The 21,621-nt window shown below is 59.6% G+C and carries 14 protein-coding genes, 1 tRNA gene, 2 rRNA genes and 2 pseudogenes (1 of these 19 running past the window's edge); 8 read left to right on the top strand and 11 right to left on the bottom strand.

What is annotated here, in order from left to right:
- Positions 1–56: 56 nt before the first annotated feature.
- Together ACTG19_RS15665 and ACTG19_RS15660 are read right to left on the bottom strand one after the other, a co-directional pair.
- On the bottom strand, positions 57–302 hold the full coding sequence (locus ACTG19_RS15665) for a DUF3624 family protein (protein ID WP_439989249.1): 246 nt from the start codon (positions 300–302) through the stop codon (positions 57–59).
- Positions 303–333: 31 nt separating this feature from the next.
- Positions 334–855: an N-acetyltransferase family protein gene (locus ACTG19_RS15660; protein ID WP_439989248.1), complete on the bottom strand. Its 522-nt coding sequence runs from the start codon at positions 853–855 to the stop codon at positions 334–336.
- Positions 856–1,041: 186 nt separating this feature from the next.
- On the opposite strand from ACTG19_RS15660, the gene ACTG19_RS15655 reads away from it, so the two are divergent.
- Positions 1,042–2,481 (top strand): RimK family protein, encoded by a 1,440-nt coding sequence (locus ACTG19_RS15655; protein WP_439989247.1) that lies wholly within the window; start codon positions 1,042–1,044, stop codon positions 2,479–2,481.
- Between the two features lie 110 nt (positions 2,482–2,591).
- Here ACTG19_RS15655 and ACTG19_RS15650 read toward each other — a convergent pair whose 3' ends face one another.
- Complete coding sequence (locus ACTG19_RS15650; RefSeq protein WP_113739905.1) at positions 2,592–4,559, bottom strand: TonB-dependent copper receptor; 1,968 nt, start codon at positions 4,557–4,559, stop codon at positions 2,592–2,594.
- On the opposite strand from ACTG19_RS15650, the gene ACTG19_RS15645 reads away from it, so the two are divergent.
- Positions 4,548–4,808, top strand: coding sequence for a hypothetical protein (locus ACTG19_RS15645; protein ID WP_162628415.1), 261 nt, complete (start codon positions 4,548–4,550; stop codon positions 4,806–4,808). The two genes, ACTG19_RS15650 and ACTG19_RS15645, sit on opposite strands and share 12 nt — an antisense overlap.
- Here the strand turns inward: ACTG19_RS15645 and ACTG19_RS15640 are convergent.
- Entirely contained in the window at positions 4,805–5,062 is a 258-nt protein-coding gene (locus tag ACTG19_RS15640; RefSeq protein ID WP_005335997.1) for a DUF2442 domain-containing protein, read from the bottom strand. The two genes, ACTG19_RS15645 and ACTG19_RS15640, sit on opposite strands and share 4 nt — an antisense overlap.
- Before the next feature lie 258 nt (positions 5,063–5,320).
- On the opposite strand from ACTG19_RS15640, the pseudogene ACTG19_RS15635 reads away from it, so the two are divergent.
- Positions 5,321–7,284: pseudogene (locus tag ACTG19_RS15635) on the top strand (LTA synthase family protein).
- Between the two features lie 91 nt (positions 7,285–7,375).
- Here ACTG19_RS15635 and ACTG19_RS15630 read toward each other — a convergent pair.
- Positions 7,376–7,846: an Lrp/AsnC family transcriptional regulator gene (locus ACTG19_RS15630; RefSeq protein ID WP_005336001.1), complete on the bottom strand. Its 471-nt coding sequence runs from the start codon at positions 7,844–7,846 to the stop codon at positions 7,376–7,378.
- A gap of 143 nt (positions 7,847–7,989) precedes the next feature.
- Between ACTG19_RS15630 and ACTG19_RS15625 the strand changes: the two genes are divergently transcribed.
- Positions 7,990–8,508: a cyclin-dependent kinase inhibitor 3 family protein gene (locus tag ACTG19_RS15625; protein WP_439989246.1), complete on the top strand. Its 519-nt coding sequence runs from the start codon at positions 7,990–7,992 to the stop codon at positions 8,506–8,508.
- Here ACTG19_RS15625 and metA read toward each other — a convergent pair whose 3' ends face one another.
- Positions 8,509–9,456 (bottom strand): homoserine O-acetyltransferase MetA, encoded by a 948-nt coding sequence (gene metA / locus ACTG19_RS15620; protein WP_019446225.1) that lies wholly within the window; start codon positions 9,454–9,456, stop codon positions 8,509–8,511.
- Between the two features lie 144 nt (positions 9,457–9,600).
- On the opposite strand from metA, the gene ACTG19_RS15615 reads away from it, so the two are divergent.
- The 4 genes and pseudogenes from ACTG19_RS15615 to yidA all read left to right on the top strand — a co-directional run bounded on the left by ACTG19_RS15615 (position 9,601) and on the right by yidA (position 14,883).
- Positions 9,601–10,839, top strand: a complete 1,239-nt coding sequence (locus ACTG19_RS15615) for an HD-GYP domain-containing protein (protein WP_005336014.1) — start codon at positions 9,601–9,603, stop codon at positions 10,837–10,839.
- Between the two features lie 53 nt (positions 10,840–10,892).
- Positions 10,893–12,041, top strand: a complete 1,149-nt coding sequence (locus ACTG19_RS15610; RefSeq protein WP_439989245.1) for a competence/damage-inducible protein A — start codon at positions 10,893–10,895, stop codon at positions 12,039–12,041.
- Positions 12,042–12,292: 251 nt separating this feature from the next.
- Positions 12,293–13,959, top strand: a pseudogene (locus ACTG19_RS15605) (DUF342 domain-containing protein).
- Positions 13,960–14,073: 114 nt separating this feature from the next.
- A complete protein-coding gene (yidA, locus tag ACTG19_RS15600) occupies positions 14,074–14,883 on the top strand; it encodes a sugar-phosphatase (RefSeq protein ID WP_043825990.1) in 810 nt (269 codons plus the stop codon).
- Between the two features lie 109 nt (positions 14,884–14,992).
- Here yidA and ACTG19_RS15595 read toward each other — a convergent pair whose 3' ends face one another.
- The 5 genes from ACTG19_RS15595 to ACTG19_RS15575 form a co-directional block, all read right to left on the bottom strand.
- Positions 14,993–18,076 (bottom strand): transglycosylase domain-containing protein, encoded by a 3,084-nt coding sequence (locus ACTG19_RS15595; protein ID WP_439989244.1) that lies wholly within the window; start codon positions 18,074–18,076, stop codon positions 14,993–14,995.
- A gap of 208 nt (positions 18,077–18,284) precedes the next feature.
- Positions 18,285–18,602, bottom strand: coding sequence for a PTS system regulator TmaR (gene tmaR / locus ACTG19_RS15590; RefSeq protein ID WP_005336024.1), 318 nt, complete (start codon positions 18,600–18,602; stop codon positions 18,285–18,287).
- A gap of 412 nt (positions 18,603–19,014) precedes the next feature.
- Positions 19,015–19,091 (bottom strand) — tRNA-Asp (locus tag ACTG19_RS15585).
- A gap of 97 nt (positions 19,092–19,188) precedes the next feature.
- Positions 19,189–19,303, bottom strand: a 5S ribosomal RNA gene (gene rrf, locus ACTG19_RS15580).
- Between the two features lie 120 nt (positions 19,304–19,423).
- A 23S ribosomal RNA gene (locus ACTG19_RS15575) occupies positions 19,424–21,621 on the bottom strand; it runs 692 nt beyond the window's last position.

The following is a 21,621-nucleotide window of genomic DNA, read 5'->3' as shown; positions in this document are numbered from 1 at the left end:
CTGAACCTCCATATCTACACCGATATTGTTATTTATCTGTTTGAATCTATTAAGATTCATTCGCCGCTCAATTCACGTCCGGTCGCCTTGCGCCAGACAAACACCAGCAGATGGAGCAGCAACAAGCCCGAGCCACCCAGCGCAAACAGCAGGCCGGTGAGGGCGTTGACCGAGGTGTCGGCGCCGCACCACCACCAGACCAGCCAGCCACTCAGACCGATGACAAAGGTCTGGATGGCACAGACCGGGCAGCGCCCCAGCTTGGCCCTGATGGCGGTGGCAAGACAGTTGTCGCAGCTCATCCTGCTCCTCGATTCTGCTCGTTCAACATGATCAGTTGGCCTGCGCAGAGGGCTTGCGCGCCTGAGTGCGAGCCACTCTGCGCCGCTCACGCTCCTCGTCGCTCACCAGCGGCAGCACCAGCCGGTGGGCGTGCTGGTCGCGGCCATAGTAGTCCGCCAGCCGCAGCTGGGGACGAAATCCCAATCCCTGATAGAGCGCCAGCGCCTCTTCGTTGGCGTCCCCCACTTCGAGGCGAATCGCCCCCCAGCCAGCGGCCTTGCCCTCGCAGATCACCTGCTCCAGCAGACGGCGGGCCCAGCCCAGACGGCGCACCGTCCAGCGGATGGCCAGCGCCTGAATGACCAGCCGATCCCAGCCTCTGTGCTCCAGCAGGCAGAGATAGCCCATCAGCTGATGTTTCTCATCAAGCAGCAACAGGGTGCGCCCCTTGGCGTGGGCCAGCAGATAGTGCCAGCGGCTGCGGCCAAAGGCGACTTCGGGAGGAAAACAGTAGCGTTCCAGATTAACGATGGCGCCCAGATCATCGGTTCGGGCCGCACGTACGGTCAACACGGGGAGTCCTTGTTCGGTTATTTATCCTCAGCACCAAAAATGCGACTTGTATCACAAGTTACCAAGGCGTCATATTAGGCACTGTAACCTCTTGTTTCCCCTCGCGCCATTGTCGTGCTTGTCGGTGCATCGAAGCCCACTGGGGATCCTGCCTGTTCAGGCAGTCTGATCTGTGGAGCCGAAAATATGAGTACCTATGTCATCGTCGAAGAGCTGGGCGACTGGCCTTGCCATGCCGATTATCTGCTGACCGCCCGCACCTATCTACAACATGGCGTGCCGACCACCGGCGGCCGACCCCGCATCATCAACCTCTGCCGCAATCTGGAGCACCTGAGCGCAGGCTACTACTGCTCGCTGCTGGCCCAGGCCCGCGGCCACCACTGCCTGCCGGGTCTGCAAGCCATCAGCCGACTGCAACCCCAGCAGCCACCGGCCAAGCTGTGGCGCAAGGCACAGGGGTGGCTGGCCCAGCAGAGCGAGGATCGGATCCGGGTACGTGCCATCTTCGGCCAGTGTGAACAGAGCGAGCTGGCGGGGCTAGCCCGCTACTACTATGGCCTGAGCCAGTTGCCGCTGCAGGAGCTGACCCTCAAGCGCGGCCGCCACGGCTGGTCGGTGCGCCAGCAGCAGAGCCTGTCGCCGCTGGAGCTGAGCCCAAGCGAGAAAGAGTTGATGCTGCACCACGCCCAAGCGCTGGTGGGCACCGGTGATGAGGAGCAAGCGGCGCCGCTCTACCAGCTCGCCATTCTGGTGGATCCCGATGACGGCCGCGCCAGCAGTGATGGGCTGGCACTGGAACGCTTTATCCGAGCTGCCGCCGCCCAGGGGATCCGGGCCGAGATCCTGGCGCCGTCCGCCATCGAGCGGCTGCCGGAGTTCGACACCCTCTGGCTGCGCTCCGAGACGGCGGTCGGCCACTACACCTTCGAATTTGCCCGCCGCGCCGAGCAGCTCAAGATGCCGGTGATCGACAGCTCCCGCGCCATTCTCGCCTGCAGCAACAAGCTCTACCTCTACGAGCTGATGGTGCGCAGCGGCGTGCCCATGCCGCTCACCATGGTGGTGACCCGCCGCGGCCGCCACCACGTGGATGAACTGGTGCAGCGGCTCGGCCTGCCGCTGATGGTGAAGGTGCCCGACGGGGCACAGGGGCGCGACCTCGCTATGGCCAGCGACGAGCAGCAGCTGGCCCGCCTGCTGGATGAGGGGCTGGCCCGCTCCGCCCTGCTGCTGGTGCAGAGCCGGATCCCCGCCGAGTTCGACTGGCGCATCGGCTTTCTCGACGGCTCGCCGCTGTTTGCCTGCCGCCGCTTCCGCCCCGAGCCCGGCAACCGCATCCGCCGCCGCAAGCACCCTCTCGACATGAGCCGCATCGAGGCGCTGCCGCTCAACGAGGTGCCGGAACGGGTGCTGCAGACCGCCCGCCGTGCGGTGCATCAGCTCGGTAACGGCCTGTTCGGGGTCGACCTGCGTCAGCAGGGGCGTGACTGCGTGCTGCTGGAAATCATCGACAATCCCTGGATACGTGGCGATATTGAGGACAGAGAGGCAAAGGACCTCTACGAGCGCCTCGCCCGGGCCTTCCGCCAGCGGCTGGAAAACCGGGGGCAGAGCGCGGCATAACCCCGCCATGACTTTGTCGCCCACAATGACAGAGAGGGCCCCGCGATGGGGCCCTCTCTCGCATGGCAAGCAGGATCTATCCCTCCTGCCGACTCGTAAAAATCTATTTTTTAAATTGCTCCCGCCGAGGCAAAACGGTAGTTGACCGAGAGCCAGTACGAGCGACCCGGCTCGGGGATGCGGCCGCTCTGCTCATAGCCAAGCCCGGCCTGACTGGCGTGCACCGACTTGGAGAGGTGCTCGTAGTAGAAGGTGTCGAACAGGTTGTCTACCCCGGCCGAGAGTTGCCACCCCTTGGCAAACTGCCAGGCGCCGCTCAGGTTCATGGTGAAGAAGCCCGGGGTCTCCCCCTGATCCTGACCTGCAACGGTACCGGACCAGAGGTCTACCCGATCCTGCGCCGCCACGGCGCGGCCCAGCAGGGTGAAACTCAGCGCTTCGTCCGGCTGCCAGCCCAGCGCCAGTTTGCCATCGAGCGGTGGCATCTGGGCCAGCGGTTTGTTGTCGCTCTGGTTTTCGCCGTAGACCACCGCCAGACCACCATCGAGACGCCACTGCTCGGCAAACTGCCAGCGCCCCTCCAGCTCGCCACCCCGGGTCTGGGCATCGATATTGCGCACCTTGTTCGACTTGCTGTTGTAGAGCAGGTAGTCCTTGATATCGGCGCTAAAGAGGGAGAGGGTCAGGTCCAGCTCGCGACTGCGCAGGGCCAACCCAGCATCCCACTGGCGACTGCGCTCCGGGTTGAGGGTGAACGGGGTACTGTCCTTGCTGCGCTCCCAGTAGTCCGGCGCACGCTCTGCCTGCCCCCAGGCCAGATAGCTGGACCAGCGTGGCGACCACTGATATTCGTAGCGGCCAAACCCGCTGTTCAGACTCAGGGTATCGCTGTAGAGGGTCTGTTCACCGGCGCCATAGCGGGTGGTCTCGACCCTATCCTGACGGTAACCGCCCTTGTAGCTGTGAGCCCCCTGCTGACGACCCAGTTCGGCGAAGCCGCCCTGCTGCTCGAAACGCAGGGTGCGCTGGCGATCCTTGGTGGCATAGTCGACCCCACTCCGACTGCGGTGCTGATCCCGGTTGCTGTCGAGCCCGGCGGTCAGCAGCCAGTCTGCAGGCAGGGCGATATCGTTGGCCCAGCGCCCGCCGGTATTGCGGCGATCCGGGTTGGAGAGCATCTTCATGCCGCTGTTTTGCCGCAGGCTGAAGTTGTCCATGATGTGGTCTATGTAGTTGTCCCACAGGGTCAGCTCACTGCGCTGCCAGTGAGTGGTGACCTGCTCCTGCTTGAGCTTCAGCCCGAAGGATTCGCGATCAAACATGGGGCCATCCATGGTGCGGTCCGCATAGGCGGCGCGGGCGTTGCTGCGCTCGGCGGTCAGTTCCAGCCAGGTGTGCTCCCTCGGCGTCCAGCCCAGCTGGGCGGTGCCGTTCTCGCGGCGATAGAAAGATCGCACCTTGTTACCGTGACCATCGCGGTAATCGTCGCTATCGGAGTGGGTGAACTGACCGCGCAGATAGCCGTCGGTCGAGCCCGCCGTCATATCCACCATCTGATCATCACGGCCAAAGCTGCCATAGAGGGCCGAGGCATCGGCCTTGAGGCCCGGTGCGGTGAACTCGGGCCTGTCCCGCTCGAACAGTACGGTTCCCGCCAGGGTGGCACCCTGCTCGAGGGATTGCGGCCCCTTCAGCACCCGGATCCGGTCAAAGGATTGGGGGAACACATAGGCGGTGGGCGGGTCCATCCGGCCGCCACACCCACCGGCCAGCATGCCGCCATCCATCTGCACGTTGAGGCGGGACATCCCCATCCCCCGCAGCACAGGGTCGCCACCGAGCCCCCCTTTGCGCACCATGCTCATGCCGGTGACATTCTTCAGATAACCGGCGCCGTCGGCAGCGGGCATGGGGGAACCGGGCTTCTTGGGATCCAGTGTCACCTCCAGGGTGCTGGCGGGGCGGGTTGCCACCACCACCATGGGATCCAGCTGTTGCACCGATTCCTGACCGGCAGCGCCGTGACAGGCGAGCCCGCCCACCAGCAGGGCAAGGGGTGTGCGCATATGACAAGCCATACATTTTCCTTATGTATTTGTTTATTTTGTTATTTTCATTCAACCAACCAAACCTTTCAGCAAGGGAAAGGTTTGCCATCAGGCCGCAAAAAAGGCCTGCGGCGCGAAAGCGGCAAGCCTCTGTCAGGTGAAGCGAAGGCAAGTTGGCAAAATGTTGCGCAGGTTTTACCCAAGTTGGCTCAGAAAGGCAAACGGACAAACATTACAGCAACAGGAATCTGGCGTTGGCTCACAAAAAATGGGGATTAGCTAAAGGCTTCCCGCTCATCGATGGGAGAGATGAGGTGATAGACCTCATGGGCTGACAAGGTACATCCGACGGGCCACTCCAGCTGGTGGTGACGGTTGATGAAGACCCGGGCGCAATGACGCTCGCTCTCCAGCTTTGCAAATAGCGGCTGGGTTCGCCAGGGGGTCAGATCCAGCACCCCCGTGGTGCCATCCGATAACACCAGAAACAGGCGCCATCCCCGCACATACTCGACATCGATAAAGACCGGCATCCCTTCGGCTCCGATTGAGATAATTCGCGGCAATTATAAACACCCATCCCCCATCCATACGCGCTGTGGCTCACATTTTATCCAGCAGGTTATGCTGTGCTCATTAAGCGCGCGACATCACATTTTTAGATGATAAATGTGTTAATTCCTGCTTTTAACAAAATTGAATGCAACCTTAACCAGTTCGATCTGTCATAACCTCACAACAAGTAAAAAACGTCTGTGGACAGGCGCTTACAGTCTCATTCAGGAACAAACATGACAAATCTAAAACAGCGACTCGGCCCGTTCTGGCCCTTCGCCGTCTTCTGCGCGCTCGCGCTTTTCTCTCTCTCTTTCAGCCGAATCGCCCTCGGTCTCTGGCAACTGGAACGGGTGGATGCCGTGGCCGGTTGGCAGGAGATGCTGCTGCAAGGGATCCGGGTCGACTTTGCGACCCTCTGCTGGGTCTGGGGTGTCCCCGCCATGCTCACTCTGCTGCTGGCAGGCCGACATGCCATCGGCCGGGGCTGGCTGCAACTGATGCGAGTGTGGCTGACCGTCGGACTCTGGCTGATGCTGTTTCTCGAAATCTCCACCCCCTCCTTTATCAATGAGTACGGATTACGCCCCAATCGTCTCTATGTGGAGTACCTCATCTATCCAAAAGAGGTGTTCGCTATGCTGTGGGCGGCCGCAAAGCCGAACTGCTGCTGGCTGTACTCTTCAGTGGCGCCGTGCTGACCGGCGGTTGGTGGTTGAGCGGCCGTCTGGTGCGTGGCATCGGCTTCCCCCGCTGGTATCTGCGTCCGGCCTTCGCCCTGCTCATTCTGACCATAGGTTTTCTCGGTGCCCGCTCCAGTCTCGGCCACCGCGCCCTGAACCCGGCCATGGTCGCCTTTGCCGAAGATCCGCTGGTCAACTCGCTCACCGTCAACTCCGCCTACTCCCTCTTCTTTGCCATCAAGCAGATGGGCGCCGAGGAGGATGCTGGCCAGTTTTACGGCGAGATGACGGAGCAGAAGGTGCTCGAGGTCATGCGCAAGGAGAGTGGCCGTCCGGCCAGTGATTTCAACTCCGAGCTGCTGCCCAGCCAGACCTTCAATGAGGCGAGTTTCCAGGGTAAACCGAAGAATCTGGTGATCCTGCTGCAGGAGAGTCTGGGCGCCCAGTTTGTCGGCTCCCTCGGCGGCCTGCCGCTTACCCCCAACATCGACGCCCTGTCGCAGCAGGGTTGGGCCTTCGAGCAGCTCTACGCCACTGGCACCCGCTCGGTGCGCGGTATCGAGGCGGTACTGACCGGCTTCACGCCAACCCCGGCACAGTCGGTGGTCAAACTCGGCAAGAGCCAGACCAACTTCTTCACCATCGCGGATCTGCTTAAGCAGCGGGGTTACGACACCAGCTTTATTTATGGCGGCGAGAGCCACTTCGACAACATGCGCAGTTTCTTCCTCGGCAACGGCTTCACCACCATCGTCGAACAGAAGGATTTCGACAATCCGGTGTTCAAGGGCTCCTGGGGCGCCTCCGACGAGGATCTGATGGCCAAGGCCGACGAGACCTTCAAGGCGCTGCACAAGGAGGGCAAACCCTTCTTCAGTCTGGTGTTCAGCTCCAGCAATCACGATCCGTTTGAATTCCCAGACAACCGCATCGAACTCTTCGAGCAGCCCAAGCAGACCCGCAACAACGCGGCCAAGTATGCGGATTACGCCATCGGCGAGTTCTTCAAGAGGGCGAAACAGTCCGAATACTGGAAGGACACCCTGTTCCTGGTCATCGCCGATCACGACAGCCGGGTCGGTGGCGCCAGTCTGGTGCCCATTCCCCGCTTCCATATCCCCGGCGTCATTGTGGGTGACGGCATTGCACCGAGGAAGGATCCGCGAATCGTCAGCCAGATCGACATGGCGCCGACCCTGCTCTCCCTGATGGGGATCAGTGCCGACTACCCCATGCTCGGCAAGGATCTGACGCGCATGCCCGCCGACTGGCCGGGGCGCGCCATCATGCAGTACGACAAGAACTTCGCCCTGATGCGCGGCAAGGATGTGGTGATCCTGCAACCGGAACGGGCAGCAGAGGGCTATGTCTACGACAATGCCAGCGAGAAGCTGACTCTGGCGGCGCAGCCGGACGCCTTGAAGGAGGATGCTCTCGGTCTTGCCCTGTGGGGCAGCATGGCCTATCAGAAGAGCCTCTATCAGACGGCCAAGGATGAACGCACCGCCGCCAATTGAGCCGCTCGTGCTGCTTCAACCCATAGCAGAATAGAAAAAACCGCCAGCTGGCGGTTTTTTCCATCTATCCATACCGTCGGCCCACAGGCCGTTATGGCTGGGGAAAGCAGGGCAGGGAGCGGCTGAACTTGTGCTCGAATACCAGCGAGGTTTCGAGGTGCACCACCTCTTCGCGGGAGGTGAAGTGATCGAAGACGAAGTTGCGCAGGTGCTCGGTATCGGAGACACAGAGGTGCACCAGAAAATCATCCTTGCCCCCCATGTGGAACAGGCTGATCACTTCGGGCAGCGCCAGAATGGCATCGCGGAAAGCATCGATGATCTGGCGGCTGTGGCGGGCCAGCTGCAGGGAGACCATTGCCTGAATGTGACCCCCGAGGGCCTGATAATCCACTTCACAGTGCGCTCCCTTGAGCACGCCATCCTGCTGCAACTTACGCACCCGCTCCAGACAGGTGGAGGGGGCAACGCCCACCAGCGCGGCCAGATCCTTGTTGGTCATGCCCGCATCCCGAAACAGATGGGCCAGGATATCCAAATCCAGTTGATCCAGGTTTCTCATCTTAACTCCTTGAACCGCTCAATTTTTTAGACTCTGCCCGTAAACCGGGGCAAACACAACGGCCATTGACATCCCCCCTGCCCCGCCTATCCTTGGCGCCATTCACCGGCCGCAACCCTGCGGCCACCACGCGAGGATCCGCCATGCACCCGTATCACCCCTTCTGGAGCCTTGAAGTTCCCCGTGTCGACGGTCAGCTGCTGCTGACCCCCTGCCCCGGCACCCAGCAGGTGCCGCTGACTCTGGCGCTCGATCAACTGCGGTTGGCCGGTGCCCACGGAGTGGTGACCCTGATGACAAGCGCCGAGTTAATCCGACTCGAACTGGCGCAGCTCGGCCAGCAGGTCGAGCACGAAGGGATGCGCTGGTTCCATCTGCCCATCGAGGATGATCTGGCCCCCGATGCCGCCTTCGAAGCTGCCTGGCAACAGGCGCTGCCACAGCTGCGCGAGCTGCTGGGGGATGGCAAGCATCTGGTCATCCATTGCAAAGGGGGCAGCGGTCGTACCGGGCTGGTCGCCGCCGCGCTACTGATGACCCTCGGCCAGCCGCAGCAAGAAGCGATGGCCGCCATCAAGGCCCACAGACCCAAGGCATTCGCGTTAGCCTGCCACCGCCAATGGCTCGACCAGCTGGCCGAGCGGCTGGAGCAGGGCGACTGACTACTTGCCCCCCTGGTCGTAGGTGAAGACCTTGCCGATATCCTCCACCCGATAACTGGTGAGCTGATAAACGTAGTAGTTGAGCCAGTTGGCAAACAGCAGATGACCGTGGCTGCGCCAGCTGGCGCGCGGGGTCTTGCCCGGATCATTATTCGGGTAGTAGTTGACCGGAATGGCCGGGTCGAGCCCTGCCGCCAGATCCCGCTGATACTCCCCGTCCAGCGTCAGGGCATCGTACTCCGGGTGGCCGGTGACAAACACCTGACGACAATCCTTGGTGGCCGCCAGATAGACTCCCGCCTCTTCTGACTCGGCAAAAATCTGCAAGTCGGTCTGGGCACGGATCAGATCGCCATCAAACGCCGCGTAGCGGGAGTGGGGGGCGACGAACTCGTCATCGAAACCGCGCAGCAGCGGCTCGTGCTCATCGAGACGATGGTGGCGATAAACCCCGGAGAGCTTCTCGCCGTGGGTCTGCTTCTCCATGCCATACAAGGCTTTCAGCGCCGCCTGCACCGCCCAGCAGAGGAACAGGGTGGAGGTGACATGCTGATGGGACCACTCGATGATCTCGACGATGCGCGGCCAGTAGACCACCTCCTCGAACTCCACCAGCCCGAGCGGCGCCCCGGTAATGATCATGCCGTCGTAGTTATTGCCACGCACCTGCTCGAAGTCGTGATAGAAGTTCTCCAGATGGGCCTGCGGCGTGTTCTTTGACTCCCTGTCATCAATGCGCAGCAGATCCACATCCACCTGCAGCGGCGAGTTGGAGAGCATCCGCATCAGCTGGATCTCGGTCTCAATCTTCTTTGGCATCAGGTTGAGGATGAGCACCCGCAGCGGGCGGATGTTCTGGGTGACGGCCCGGGATTCCGTCATCACGAAGATGTTCTCCTGCCCCAGCACTTCGGCGGCGGGTAACTGATCCGGGATCTTGATCGGCATGCTTACTCCCTGTACTGCATCAGTAAATATGTCTGGACATCCAGAAGCCTATAATAAAGCTCCAGCCCTGTCATCAGATACCTTTTGTATTCACCCCCGCCTTTGACTAGCATACGGCTCAGTGTGTCTCCTGCTTCCAAGATAATGACCGGTATCAAGATTTCCGTAGATCGACTGCAAGTCGGCAACTATGTATCCCTGCCACTGGGGTGGCGCGAACACCCGTTCCTGTTTTCCAGCTTCAAGATCAAAAGTGAAGAAGAGATCGAGCTGATCCGCCGTCTCGGCCTGAAACTGGTCACCATCATTCCCGACAAGAGCGACGTTCCGCCCAAGCCTCTCAATCAGGTACAGCCTCAGCAACAAGAGAGCGCAGACGCCGCCCAGCGCCAGGCCCAGATGCAGCAGGAGAAGGATCGCCGCATCGAGCAGTTGCAACTCTATCGCCGCAACCTGCAGCAGTGCGAGAAACAGTTCCAACAGTCGCTGGCGCAGGTGCGCAGCGTGATGAGCAAGATCCAGTCCCGCCCCCTCAATGCCATCGGCGAGGCGCAGGAGCTGGTCAACGCCATGACAGAACAGCTGCTCTCGGTAGACGAGATGGTGCTCCATCTGGTCTCCGACAGCGAGGATGGCAACAACCTCTACTTCCACTCCCTCAATGTGAGCGTGCTCAGCATGCTGCTGGCCAAGGAGTGCTGCATGACGGCCGACGAGATCCGTCAGGTCGGCATGGGGGCGCTGTTCCACGATATCGGCAAGTTGAAGATCCCGAGCCAGATCCTGCGCAAGACCGAGCCGCTGACCAAGCCGGAGCAGAACCTGATGGCCCAGCACCCGCGCTACGGGCTGGATCTGCTCAATCTGGCCAAGGATTTCCCGGCCGAGGCGAAGGGGATCGTGCTACATCACCACGAATATCTCGATGGCAGCGGGCCGGAAGGGCTCAAGGGTGGCCAGCTCGATCCGCTGACCCAGATGGTGTCGCTGATCAACGAGTACGATAACCTCTGCCACATGCAGGCCAAGGTGCCCTACTCGGCCCTGAGCGGCCTCTACAAGCAGCGCAAGGCGCAGTTCAATCCGGAGTACCTCAGCATGCTGATCCGGTTGATGGGGATCTATCCCCCCGGCAGCGTGGTGCAACTCTCCAACGGTCAGGTGGGGCTGGTAATGTCGGTCAACGCTTCCCGCCTGCTCTACCCCTCGGTGCTGGTCTACGATCCGCGCATTCCCCGTCAGGAAGCGGCCATCATCGACCTGCAGCAAGCCGAACTGTCGATCGCCAAGGTGATCCACCCCAAACGGCTGCCGCCCGCCGTGTTCGAGTACCTCAATCCGCGTACCCGGATCAGCTACTACTTCGAGCACAACAAAGCCTGATTGTGTTGGCCCGAGGCCAACCGCTGCCACCCGTTTAATCCAAGGAGCCTGCCATGCGTATCGAGATCATCAGTACCGGAGACGAAATAGTGACGGGTCTGGTGGTGGATACCAACGCGGCCTGGCTCAGTGCTCTGCTGCTGGAACAGGGGTGGCAGGTGCGCCGTCGCCTGACGGTAGGGGACAACCTCGCCGACCTGAAAACGGTGCTGCAAGAGAGTGCCAGCCGCGCCGAGGTGGTGCTGGTGTGTGGCGGGCTCGGGCCCACTGCCGACGACCTCACCGCTCAGGCCGCCGCCGAGGCCTTTGACCAACCGCTCACCCTCTTCCCCGACTGGCTCGCTACCATCGAAGCGCGCTACGCCAGCCGTGGCCGCCCCATGGCACAAAGCAATGCCAAACAGGCCTGGTTGCCGCAGGGGAGCGCAATCCTCGACAACCCGGTCGGCACCGCCTGCGGCTTTGTGGTGCGAAGTGGCCAGAGCCAGCTCTTCTTCACCCCAGGCGTGCCGTTCGAGTTCAAACAGATGGTGCGTGAGCAAATTCTGCCGCGCCTCAAACAGCTGGCCGGGGCACAGATCGACACCGAGCTGCGTCGCTTTTACACCTTCGGCGTCTCGGAGTCGGCGCTCAGCGATATGCTGGATGCCGAACCCTGGCCAGCTGGTATCGAGCTGGGTTACCGCTCCTCCATGCCCCTTATCGAGCTGAAACTGATCGGCCACGGCGCCAGTACCGCGGACATGGAGAGTGCAGAGCGCCGACTGCTGGATACGATCCAGCCCTGGCTGGTTGGCAGCGGAGATACGGAACCGGCGCAGCAGATCCTGGCGCTGCTGCAAGGCAAACCGCTCGCTCTGCTGGAGGGGGAGAGTGGCGGCACGCTGCTGACGCTTTGTCACGGCCATCCCCGGCTGGAGGCCAACTTCAGTACGCAACTGGCCGATGAGCTGGCGCAACTGCCGACAACCGATGCGGGCCTGCAACTAACCATAGGGCGAGAGGGCACAGAGGGGGTACCACTGCTGCTCAGCGCCGATGGCATGCACATCGGTCAGACGGTCAAGGTCAGCCACCCCGACCCGGAGAGTCGCCGCAAGATCCTCGCCTTTGCCGCCCTCGACATGCTGCGCCGCCATATGCTGGGTGAGCCGGTGCTCGGCGATTACCTCACCCTGGTCAGAACAGCCCTGCGCAGCTGATAAGGCCATTCCCCTGCCAGCGACCCTATGTCGCTGGCGCTGCGATCCGTCTTTTCACTCCGTTTCCAAACAGCGCCCACATTTATCTGGCCGCCATCACCGATTTGACTTCAATTCATTGACCATTCAGAGGAAATATCTGAATACTGCCCACTCTCAGGGTTGGTGACTCGCTTTATTAATCATTGAGAGATTAAATGACAGTAGAGGAGCGAGCCGATCGCTCCGTTTTCATCCAGCAAGGAGATGCGGTGTTAAGCAAAGAGTGGTTGCTGCTATCAAGCGATATGGAACTGGTCTGCCTGCGGATTGCCGCCGGTCTCACCAAACCTGTCACGGAACAGGATGTGCAGGCTCTGCTGCTCGCTTCCAACTGTCGCCGCTATCAGCCGCTGCCCGAGGGGATCAAACAGGCTATCAGCCTGCTTAATACCCTGCTCACCAACCCTGCCGCCCCCGTTCCCGCCAACCCCATCCCTGTCGGCAAGCGTCAGGATGCCCGACTCGCCGTAATAGTGGAGAAGGATCGCATGAGCGCCATCGCCCAGATCACTGCCGACTGGGGTGGCAAGTATGTGACGCTGGAACAGTTGAAAGAGGCGATCGCCATCAGCGAAATCAAACAGGGGGTGAGTGAGCAACTGCTCACCGCTGCCATCCAGTCAGCCAAGGAGGCCGCCCCCGGCAGTCAGCTCAAGCTGGTGATTGCCAACGGCCAGCCTGCCGTCAATGGTCAGGACACTCGCTATGAGCGGCTGGTGGAGACCCCGGCCGAACGGATCCTCAAACCACAGGAGTTGGGGCATGGCAAGGTCGACCTGCGGGATCTCGGCTCCATCGTCACCGTCAAGGCCGGCGCTCCGCTGATGCGCCGTCATCCAGCCACCGTCGGGGTGCCCGGTTTTACCGTGACCGGTCAGGATCTGCCCGCCAAGGATGGCAAAGACAGCCCGATGAGTGCTGGCGAGGGCACCTTTATCTCCCCCGACGATCCCGACCTGCTGATTGCCGGTCGGGCGGGCCTGCCCTGTCAGGAGAAAGCGGGCATGAAGGTGGACGAGGTGCTCAGCGTCAAACAGGTGGATGCCCGCCACGGCCATATTGATTTTGAAGGGGGCTTAATCGTCAGCGGCGACGTCAACCCGGGTATGAAGATCCGGGTCAGCGGTGACATCGTGATTGGCGGCTTTATCGAAGGGGGCTGGATCGAGGCAGGGGGCAGCATCACGGTACGCCACGGCATCATTGGCCGCCGCAACGAGCAGGGGGAATACCTTTGCCAGCTCAATGCGCAAGGGGAGATCCACGCCAGCTACGCCCAGTATGCCCAGCTGGAAGCGGGGGGGATATCCAGATCCAGAGCCAGCTCAGCCACTGCTACTCCCGCAGCGGACAAGATATCAAGGTGGGCGATAGCAACATGCGCAAAGGCACACTGCTGGGGGGCACCAGCATTGCCAATCGCCTGATCATGGCCCCCAGCCTGGGGGCCGAGGCCGCCAACCATACCCGACTGCAGATCCTCGGCGGCTACTTCACCCACAAGGAGCAGGAACACCAGCTCAAGCTGCGCCAGCAGGCGTGTCAGGCACAGCTGGAGAAAATCAAGGAGCTGGTCATGAAGTTGCTGCAACTACCCGGCGACAAGCGCAATCCGGATACCCTGCGCAAGCTCAAACCGATCCGGGACCATCAGCTGGCCGAACTGGCCCAGCTCGATGAGCAGTTCACCGCCAACCAGGAGGAGCTGCGAAACTTGATGGCTCAGATGGAGGTCATTGCCACCCAACACCTCTACTCCGGCATCGAGGTCGAGATGGCCAGCTTCAAACGCAAGGTTACCATCACCCGAGGCCCTACCCGCCTGACCATCCATGATGAAACCCTGGAGATGACCCCTTACGAGGGGCACAAATAGCTCAAGCGGCACGGCCCCATCGCTGAACCGGCCGTGATCCCGCCGCCGATTTTCGCTACACTCGCCACTTCCTTGGCCCCACCGGGCGGGCCACCCAGACTCAGGTAGTGAGAGATGTACAAGCTGATCGCATTGGATATGGATGGCACCCTGCTCAACCCGCAGGGCCAGATTACTCCCCGCACCCACGCCGCCATCAGCGCTGCGCGCGCCAAAGGGGTAACCGTTGTGCTGGCCTCCGGCCGCCCGCTGGAAGGGATGAGCCGCTATCTGGAAGAGCTCGGCCTCACCACAGAGCATGACTACGTCATCTGCTACAACGGCGCCCTGGTGCAACAGGTGGCCGATCAGCGGATCATCCGCAGCCAACTGCTGACCGGCAGTGACGCCAGCGCCGTCGCCAAACTGGCTGACGAGCTGGAGGTGAACGTTCACGGTTTCTCGGTCACCCAGGGCCTCATCAGTCCCCGTGTCAGCACCTACACCGAGCACGAATCTCGCCTGATCGGCATGCCGATCAATCTGATCGACTTCGCCACCCTGCCTGCCGACGAGCAGATCATGAAGGTGATGATGATCGACGAGCCGCCCCAGCTCTCCCGCGCCATCGAGCGACTGCCTGCAGAGCTCTATGAGCGCTATACCGTGGTACAGAGTGCCCCCTTCTTCCTCGAGTTCATGAACAAACAGAGCAACAAGGGAACCGGCGTGGCCGCACTGGCCGAGCACCTTGGCCTGACCGCCGCTCAGGTGATCTGCGTCGGGGATGCGGGCAACGATCGCCACATGATCGAATACGCAGGCCTCGGGGTTGCGATGGGCAATGCCACCGACGAGATCAAGGCTCTCGCCCAGCACACCACTGCCCGCAACGATGAAGATGGCGTGGCTCAAGTGATCGAGCAGTTCGTACTGAACGCCTGATCGCAATCGAGCGCTGCTGCGCTCGATAAGGAAATAAAAACGGGGAGGCTGTCAGCCTCCCCGTTTTTTCTGGTCAGTTATCTGCGTGATGAGCGGTAATTCGCTCGTATCACTGGTTCGCCAGACACTGGGTATGGGAACCTGGTTGCAGGTAAGGCATCAGCAGGGGAGCCATGCCCTTGAGCACCTGCACCGGCAGTGCAGATGTGAAGCGGAACTTGTCGGACTGGCTACCCGGTACATAGGCGGTCAGGGTACCGAAGTGATCATCCCCCAGATAGAAAACGAAGGTCGCGGTTCGGTTGCGCGCCAGCGAGCTGGTCACATTGCCATAACGGCCTACTGTTTCAATCCGGTTATCACCGGTGCCGGTCTTGCCCCCCATCTGCAACACAGTGCCGTCCTGCAGAGTAAAAGCACCGGCGATACGTCTTGCTGTGCCCCCTTCCACCACCTTGGAGAGCGCACTGCGCAGGGCTGCCGCCACCTCTGCCGGCATCACTCGGGTTCCCTCGGTGTGTTGTGGCTCAAACTCGGTCTCGAAGGGAGTCCCCTTGGCAAACGAGAGGTGCTCGATCCGCAGGGTCGGCGAACGGATGCCACCATTCTGGATTATGCCCATCAGCTCGGCCAGTGCAGCCGGACGATCACCGGAGCTCCCCAAGGCGGTCGCCAAGGACGGCACCAGATGGTCGAACGGATAACCAAGCTTGGCCCAGCGCTGATGAATATCGAGAAACGCTTCCACCTCCAGCATGGTGCGGATCCGGCTATCACGAGCACTGCGATGACGGGTCTTGAACAACCAGCTGTAGACCTCCTGGCGTTCGTCACGGCTGGCAGCAACGGCATCGGCAAAGGTTGCCTTGTCAAACTCCTTGAGATAGGCCAACAGCCACAGCTCCAGCGGGTGAACCCGGGCAATGTAGCCCTGATCCGGCAGTGAATACTTGCCCGGGCCATAACTGACATAGAGCTGGTTGATCCGCTTCGCGCTCAGCTTCTCTCGCGGCAACCGCTCGGCCAGGAAGGCAGCAAATGCCGCTTCATCTGCTTCCGGCATCAGATAGCGATGCACCGCTGCCAAACGTACAGCGCTCGGCTTGAGGCCATCGAGGAAGGTGTCGAGCTGCTCTTCTGGAGTCTTGCCGCGATATTTGCGCCAGAAGCGCAGCAGATAGGTCTGCCCCTCTTTGTCAGCAAATTTGGCCAGATACTCCTGACGACGGGGATCCTTGTCATCCTTGAGCAACTGGGCACGGTTACCCTCCTTGTAAAGGCTGTAGCGCACGATGTCGCGCATCAGCCGCACAAAGGGCAGGTTGATGGACTCGCGCAGCGCATCTCGGATGGGGGGAATACGCCCGTTATCCTCGCGACGGAAGTTGTTGAAGGTGTGCATGCCGCCACCGGTAAAGAACCCCTCGTTGGGGCTGGCGGAGTATTTGCGATCCAGCGCAGCTTCCAGCATGACCGGCAGGCTCTTGTCCTGAGCCGTGATCAAATAGGAGATGGCCCAGCGGCTAAGGTTGTCCTGAGAGACAGCAGCCAGCTTGCGCAGGTTTTCGACCGGCATCCCGGCATAGTTGTCGTGCAACTCGGCCACGATCTCCAGATAGGTGGTCAGCACCCGCAACTTGGCGGTTGAGCCCAACTCCAGCTTGGAGCCTTCGTTGATATCGAACGGCTGATCGGTGTTGTCGGTCTGCACCCGCACCTTGAACCCTTCCGGCGATTTCTCGAACAGGGTGAAGCTGTAGCGCACATCGCCCGTCTTCTCAGGCGAGAGCAGGCGCTCGCCAAACAGCCCTACCTGGGCGGCAAACGCCGGATCGGCCAACTGCTGCAGATAACGGGATACTTCATTTTGCAGCGGCATGTTGAGGCTGGTATCGGCCGTCAGATCCATCCGGTCGAGGTCATAGAGCTGCACCCCGAGCTGACGGCTCAGGCGAGTACGGGCAACCTGCAACCCCTTGTTGTTGTTCACCCGGGTGATAGCCGGGGACTGCAGGAAGTCACGGAACGTAATCTTGGCCTTGAGCGCCGCCTCCATCAGAGGTGGCGTGATCATTCCCTCCTGCACAAACAGGCGCAGGTAGCTGTCGGTCAGGGTAGCCAATGCCTCTCGCCCCTGAGCCAGATAGTAAGAGGGACGGCGGTGCGCAATCATCAAAGAGACAACCTGACGCAGGGCAAGCCCCTGCTCGGCCAGTGGTGCGTTCTGGTTGCGGGCGGGGTCCAGCAGACGGTTCACGTCATCGACATTGGCACCAAACCAGACCCAGAGACCATCTCCCAGACCATGCACTTCACCATATCCCGGCGCAGCCGAGAGCGGTACCGAGTTGAGGTAGGCCCAGGCGACCAGTTTGCGCGCTTCGAGGGTTTCCGGCCCGAGACGATAAGCCCGCACGCTGGCAGAGGCCATCTGACGGATCTTCTCGGTCGGCGACAGGGTCAGGCCATCCGGCGAGTGGCGATACTTCTCCACCTGGGTCGCCAAGGTACTGCCACCGGCAGATTGATCCTGCATATCGAGCGCCTTGCCCACCTGAGAGAGCGCCGCCTTGGCAAAACGGGGCCAGTCGACCGCCGGGTTGGCCAACGGCTCTTCATTGCTCAGCAAGTCGCGGTTCTCGATAAACAGCAGCGACTGGATGACGAGCGGCGGAATGGAGTCAAAATCCGGATAGTGATGGGTCGGATACTTGAATTGATAGAAAGGTTCTGCGCGGCAATCGTGCAACGTCAGGCCAGCCTGCACCTTCTCGGTATAGGGCACGAAGAAGCCACGACTGGCGTAGTCATAGAGCGCGTCGGAGAAATGCACCTGCTTGCTGACTTCATAGCCCCGCTGCAGCAGGCGCTCCTGCATCATCGGCAGTTGCACATAGCCGAGCCGCTTGTCGAACGGGCCATCCTCAGGGAAAGCGATCTGCTTGCTCTGGCCTGGCTCGACCTGATAGGTGAGCTTGGCGGCATAGCGGGAGATCTCCTGAGATTGCAGCTTAGAGGTTTTCATCTCATAGCCAACCAGAGCGATCACCGCCCCCAGGCACAATAAAAAGAGAAAACAGAACAGCCAACGCCACCAGGGACGGCGCTTGCGCTTTGGGTTCCCGTCCGAGGTCTGGACAGATGAATCTTGAGATGCCACTTGTGTCAAATCCGTCTGTTCTGATGCGGCCATATCAGCCCCACCATGGTTGCGCAATTTATTGTGTTTCACTCAAGCTTAGTCTTTTCAAGTCAATGGCTTGAAACTATTGACCGCTTTGTGGTGATGGTAACAGGGCAATTCTAAAAAGGGGAGCCGATTGTTGCAGGAGTGGCAGAGATCCGAGCTGATAACAAAACACCGGCCAGTGGCCGGTGTCTCTTAAGCGAAAGCGCAACGCTTATTTGTGAGAGCTCATGCCCTTCAGTTTGGTGCTCAGCTCTTTACGCTCTTTGGAGAGCTCGGCGTTCTTGATGATGTGATCATCCACGCGCTCTTCATAGTCGGCACGCATGTTGGCGATGATCGCCTGCACATCATCAATGCTCATACCCGGCTTGATATAGTCGCTCAGGTTGTCGAGCAGCAGCACGCGCTTCTGGTTGTCACGGATCTTCTTCTCGTTATCCGCAATTTCACGCTTGAGTTTGTTCTGGCGACGGGACATACGCACATATTCCAGTACATCGCTGAAGGTGGACTTGTTTACTTGTTCCATATCGATACCACTGACTTAAGGTTGATAAAAGCTGGCCAAGTTACACCTGGAACCCGGCAAGCTAGGCGCGGGACAGGCAAACTCAAGATGTCCTTACTCTACCGAGTTATAAGCGAGATACAACCCTAATCGCGCGCCATGAACAGAGTTTGGCCAAAAGTAAACCAGTTAAAATGGCCAGTAATCCATCAGATAAGAGCTTGATATAGATAGAAAATGGAGGAGATGACAGGCTTTTTAGTTCTCTTCCTGCAGATAAATGCTAACACTGGCTGTTTAACACGCTAAAAATCCAAAAGCCCGGTCGTGAAGCCGGGCTTTGTATTGGTTCCGATGTGCAAATATGTAGGTCTTATGAGCAAAACCACCCATAGCAAAAAGGCCTTCCCATCAGGGAAGGCCTTCAAATTAGTGGCGGAGCGGACGGGACTCGAACCCGCGACCCCCGGCGTGACAGGCCGGTATTCTAACCGACTGAACTACCGCTCCGCATTCGGTTAGCTTTCGCTAAATTTTCTGCTGCTTCTTCTGAGGTGTCATCCTCGCAGCCAGTGACGTGATTCTTCACATCGCTGTTTAATTGGGTGCCTGGCAGTGTCCTACTCTCGCATGGCGAATGCCACACTACCATCGGCGCTACCGCGTTTCACTTCTGAGTTCGGCATGGGATCAGGTGGTTCCACGGCGCTATGGCCGCCAGGCAAATTCTTAATCTAGAAAGCTGACGTGAGTAGTGATGTTGCGCTTGGCTTGTCACTATCACTGAATTTGAGTAGTTCGTTCTATTTGCTACAAGCCTTAGAACACTTCTTGGGTGTTGTATGGTTAAGCCTCACGGGTAATTAGTATGGGTTAGCTCAACACGTCGCCGCGCTTACACACCCCACCTATCAACGTTGTGGTCTCCAACGGCCCTTTAGGACCCTCAAGGGGTCAGGGATGACTCATCTCAGGGCTCGCTTCCCGCTTAGATGCTTTCAGCGGTTATCGATTCCGAACTTAGCTACCGGGCAGTGCCACTGGCGTGACAACCCGAACACCAGAGGTTCGTTCACTCCGGTCCTCTCGTACTAGGAGCAACTCCCTTCAATCATCCAACGCCCACGGCAGATAGGGACCGAACTGTCTCACGACGTTCTGAACCCAGCTCGCGTACCACTTTAAATGGCGAACAGCCATACCCTTGGGACCGACTTCAGCCCCAGGATGTGATGAGCCGACATCGAGGTGCCAAACACCGCCGTCGATATGAACTCTTGGGCGGTATCAGCCTGTTATCCCCGGAGTACCTTTTATCCGTTGAGCGATGGCCCTTCCATTCAGAACCACCGGATCACTATGACCTACTTTCGTACCTGCTCGACCTGTCCGTCTCGCAGTTAAGCTGGCTTATGCCATTGCACTAACCTCCTGATGTCCGACCAGGATTAGCCAACCTTCGTGCTCCTCCGTTACTCTTTGGGAGGAGACCGCCCCAGTCAAACTACCCACCAGGCACTGTCCGCGAGCCCGATTCAGGGCCCTGCGTTAGAACATCAAACATACAAGGGTGGTATTTCAAGGACGGCTCCAGCGCAACTGGCGTCACGCCTTCAAAGCCTCCCACCTATCCTACACATGTAGGTTCAATGTTCAGTGCCAAGCTGTAGTAAAGGTTCACGGGGTCTTTCCGTCTAGCCGCGGGTACACCGCATCTTCACGGCGAATTCGATTTCACTGAGTCTCGGGTGGAGACAGCATGGCCATGGTTACACCATTCGTGCAGGTCGGAACTTACCCGACAAGGAATTTCGCTACCTTAGGACCGTTATAGTTACGGCCGCCGTTTACCGGGGCTTCGATCAAGAGCTTCGCTTGCGCTAACCCCATCAATTAACCTTCCGGCACCGGGCAGGTGTCACACCCTATACGTCCACTTTCGTGTTTGCAGAGTGCTGTGTTTTTGATAAACAGTCCCAGCCATCTGGTCACTGCGACTCCCAACTGCTCCATCCGCAAGGGACTTCACTGTCAAGAGCGAACCTTCTCCCGAAGTTACGGTTCTATTTTGCCTAGTTCCTTCACCCGAGTTCTCTCAAGCGCCTTGGTATTCTCTACCCGACCACCTGTGTCGGTTTGGGGTACGATGACTTGTAATCTGAAGCTTAGAGGCTTTTCCTGGAAGCAGGGCATCAATGGCTTCCACACCGTAGTGTGTTCGTCTCGTGTCTCAGTGTTGTGTCTCCGGATTTGCCTAGAAACACCACCTACGCACTTTCACCAGGACAACCGTCGCCTGGCCCACCTAGCCTTCTCCGTCCCCCCATCGCAATTACAAGTCGTGCAGGAATATTAACCTGCTTCCCATCGACTACGCCTTTCGGCCTCGCCTTAGGGGTCGACTCACCCTGCCCCGATTAACGTTGGACAGGAACCCTTGGTCTTCCGGCGAGGAGGCTTTTCACCCCCTTTATCGTTACTTACGTCAGCATTCGCACTTCTGATATCTCCAGCATACCTCTCGATACACCTTCGCAGACTTACAGAACGCTCCCCTACCACTCACACATAAGTGTGAATCCGCGGCTTCGGTGCCTGGTTTGAGCCCCGTTACATCTTCCGCGCAGGCCGACTCGACTAGTGAGCTATTACGCTTTCTTTAAATGATGGCTGCTTCTAAGCCAACATCCTAGCTGTCTGAGCCTTCCCACATCGTTTCCCACTTAACCAGAACTTTGGGACCTTAGCCGGCGGTCTGGGTTGTTTCCCTCTTCACGACGGACGTTAGCACCCGCCGTGTGTCTCCCGGATATTACTTACTGGTATTCGGAGTTTGCATGGGGTTGGTAAGTCGGGATGACCCCCTAGCCCAAACAGTGCTCTACCCCCAGTAGTATTCGTCCGAGGCGCTACCTAAATAGCTTTCGGGGAGAACCAGCTATCTCCGAGTTTGATTGGCCTTTCACCCCCAGCCACAGGTCATCCCCTAACTTTGCAACGTTAGTGGGTTCGGTCCTCCAGTTGATGTTACTCAACCTTC

This window comes from Aeromonas sp. 3P, from assembly GCF_051919745.1.
Taxonomy (GTDB): Bacteria; Pseudomonadota; Gammaproteobacteria; order Enterobacterales; family Aeromonadaceae; genus Aeromonas; species Aeromonas veronii.
Note: the sequence above shows the minus strand (reverse complement) of the source record. Positions and strands in the feature narration are given on the sequence as shown.

Bases quoted from the DNA above. Each gene is read 5' to 3' on its own strand.
- ACTG19_RS15665 (WP_439989249.1), bottom strand. From the start codon at position 302: ATGAGCTGCGACAACTGTCTTGCCACCGCCATCAGGGCCAAGCTGGGG.
- ACTG19_RS15655 (WP_439989247.1), top strand. From the start codon at position 1,042: ATGAGTACCTATGTCATCGTCGAAGAGCTGGGCGACTGGCCTTGCCAT.
- ACTG19_RS15645 (WP_162628415.1), top strand. From the start codon at position 4,548: ATGACAAGCCATACATTTTCCTTATGTATTTGTTTATTTTGTTATTTT.
- ACTG19_RS15650 (WP_113739905.1), bottom strand. From the start codon at position 4,559: ATGGCTTGTCATATGCGCACACCCCTTGCCCTGCTGGTGGGCGGGCTC.
- ACTG19_RS15640 (WP_005335997.1), bottom strand. From the start codon at position 5,062: ATGCCGGTCTTTATCGATGTCGAGTATGTGCGGGGATGGCGCCTGTTT.
- ACTG19_RS15630 (WP_005336001.1), bottom strand. From the start codon at position 7,846: ATGAGAAACCTGGATCAACTGGATTTGGATATCCTGGCCCATCTGTTT.
- ACTG19_RS15625 (WP_439989246.1), top strand. From the start codon at position 7,990: ATGCACCCGTATCACCCCTTCTGGAGCCTTGAAGTTCCCCGTGTCGAC.
- metA (WP_019446225.1), bottom strand. From the start codon at position 9,456: ATGCCGATCAAGATCCCGGATCAGTTACCCGCCGCCGAAGTGCTGGGG.
- ACTG19_RS15615 (WP_005336014.1), top strand. From the start codon at position 9,601: ATGACCGGTATCAAGATTTCCGTAGATCGACTGCAAGTCGGCAACTAT.
- ACTG19_RS15610 (WP_439989245.1), top strand. From the start codon at position 10,893: ATGCGTATCGAGATCATCAGTACCGGAGACGAAATAGTGACGGGTCTG.
- yidA (WP_043825990.1), top strand. From the start codon at position 14,074: ATGTACAAGCTGATCGCATTGGATATGGATGGCACCCTGCTCAACCCG.
- ACTG19_RS15595 (WP_439989244.1), bottom strand. From the start codon at position 18,076: ATGGCCGCATCAGAACAGACGGATTTGACACAAGTGGCATCTCAAGAT.
- tmaR (WP_005336024.1), bottom strand. From the start codon at position 18,602: ATGGAACAAGTAAACAAGTCCACCTTCAGCGATGTACTGGAATATGTG.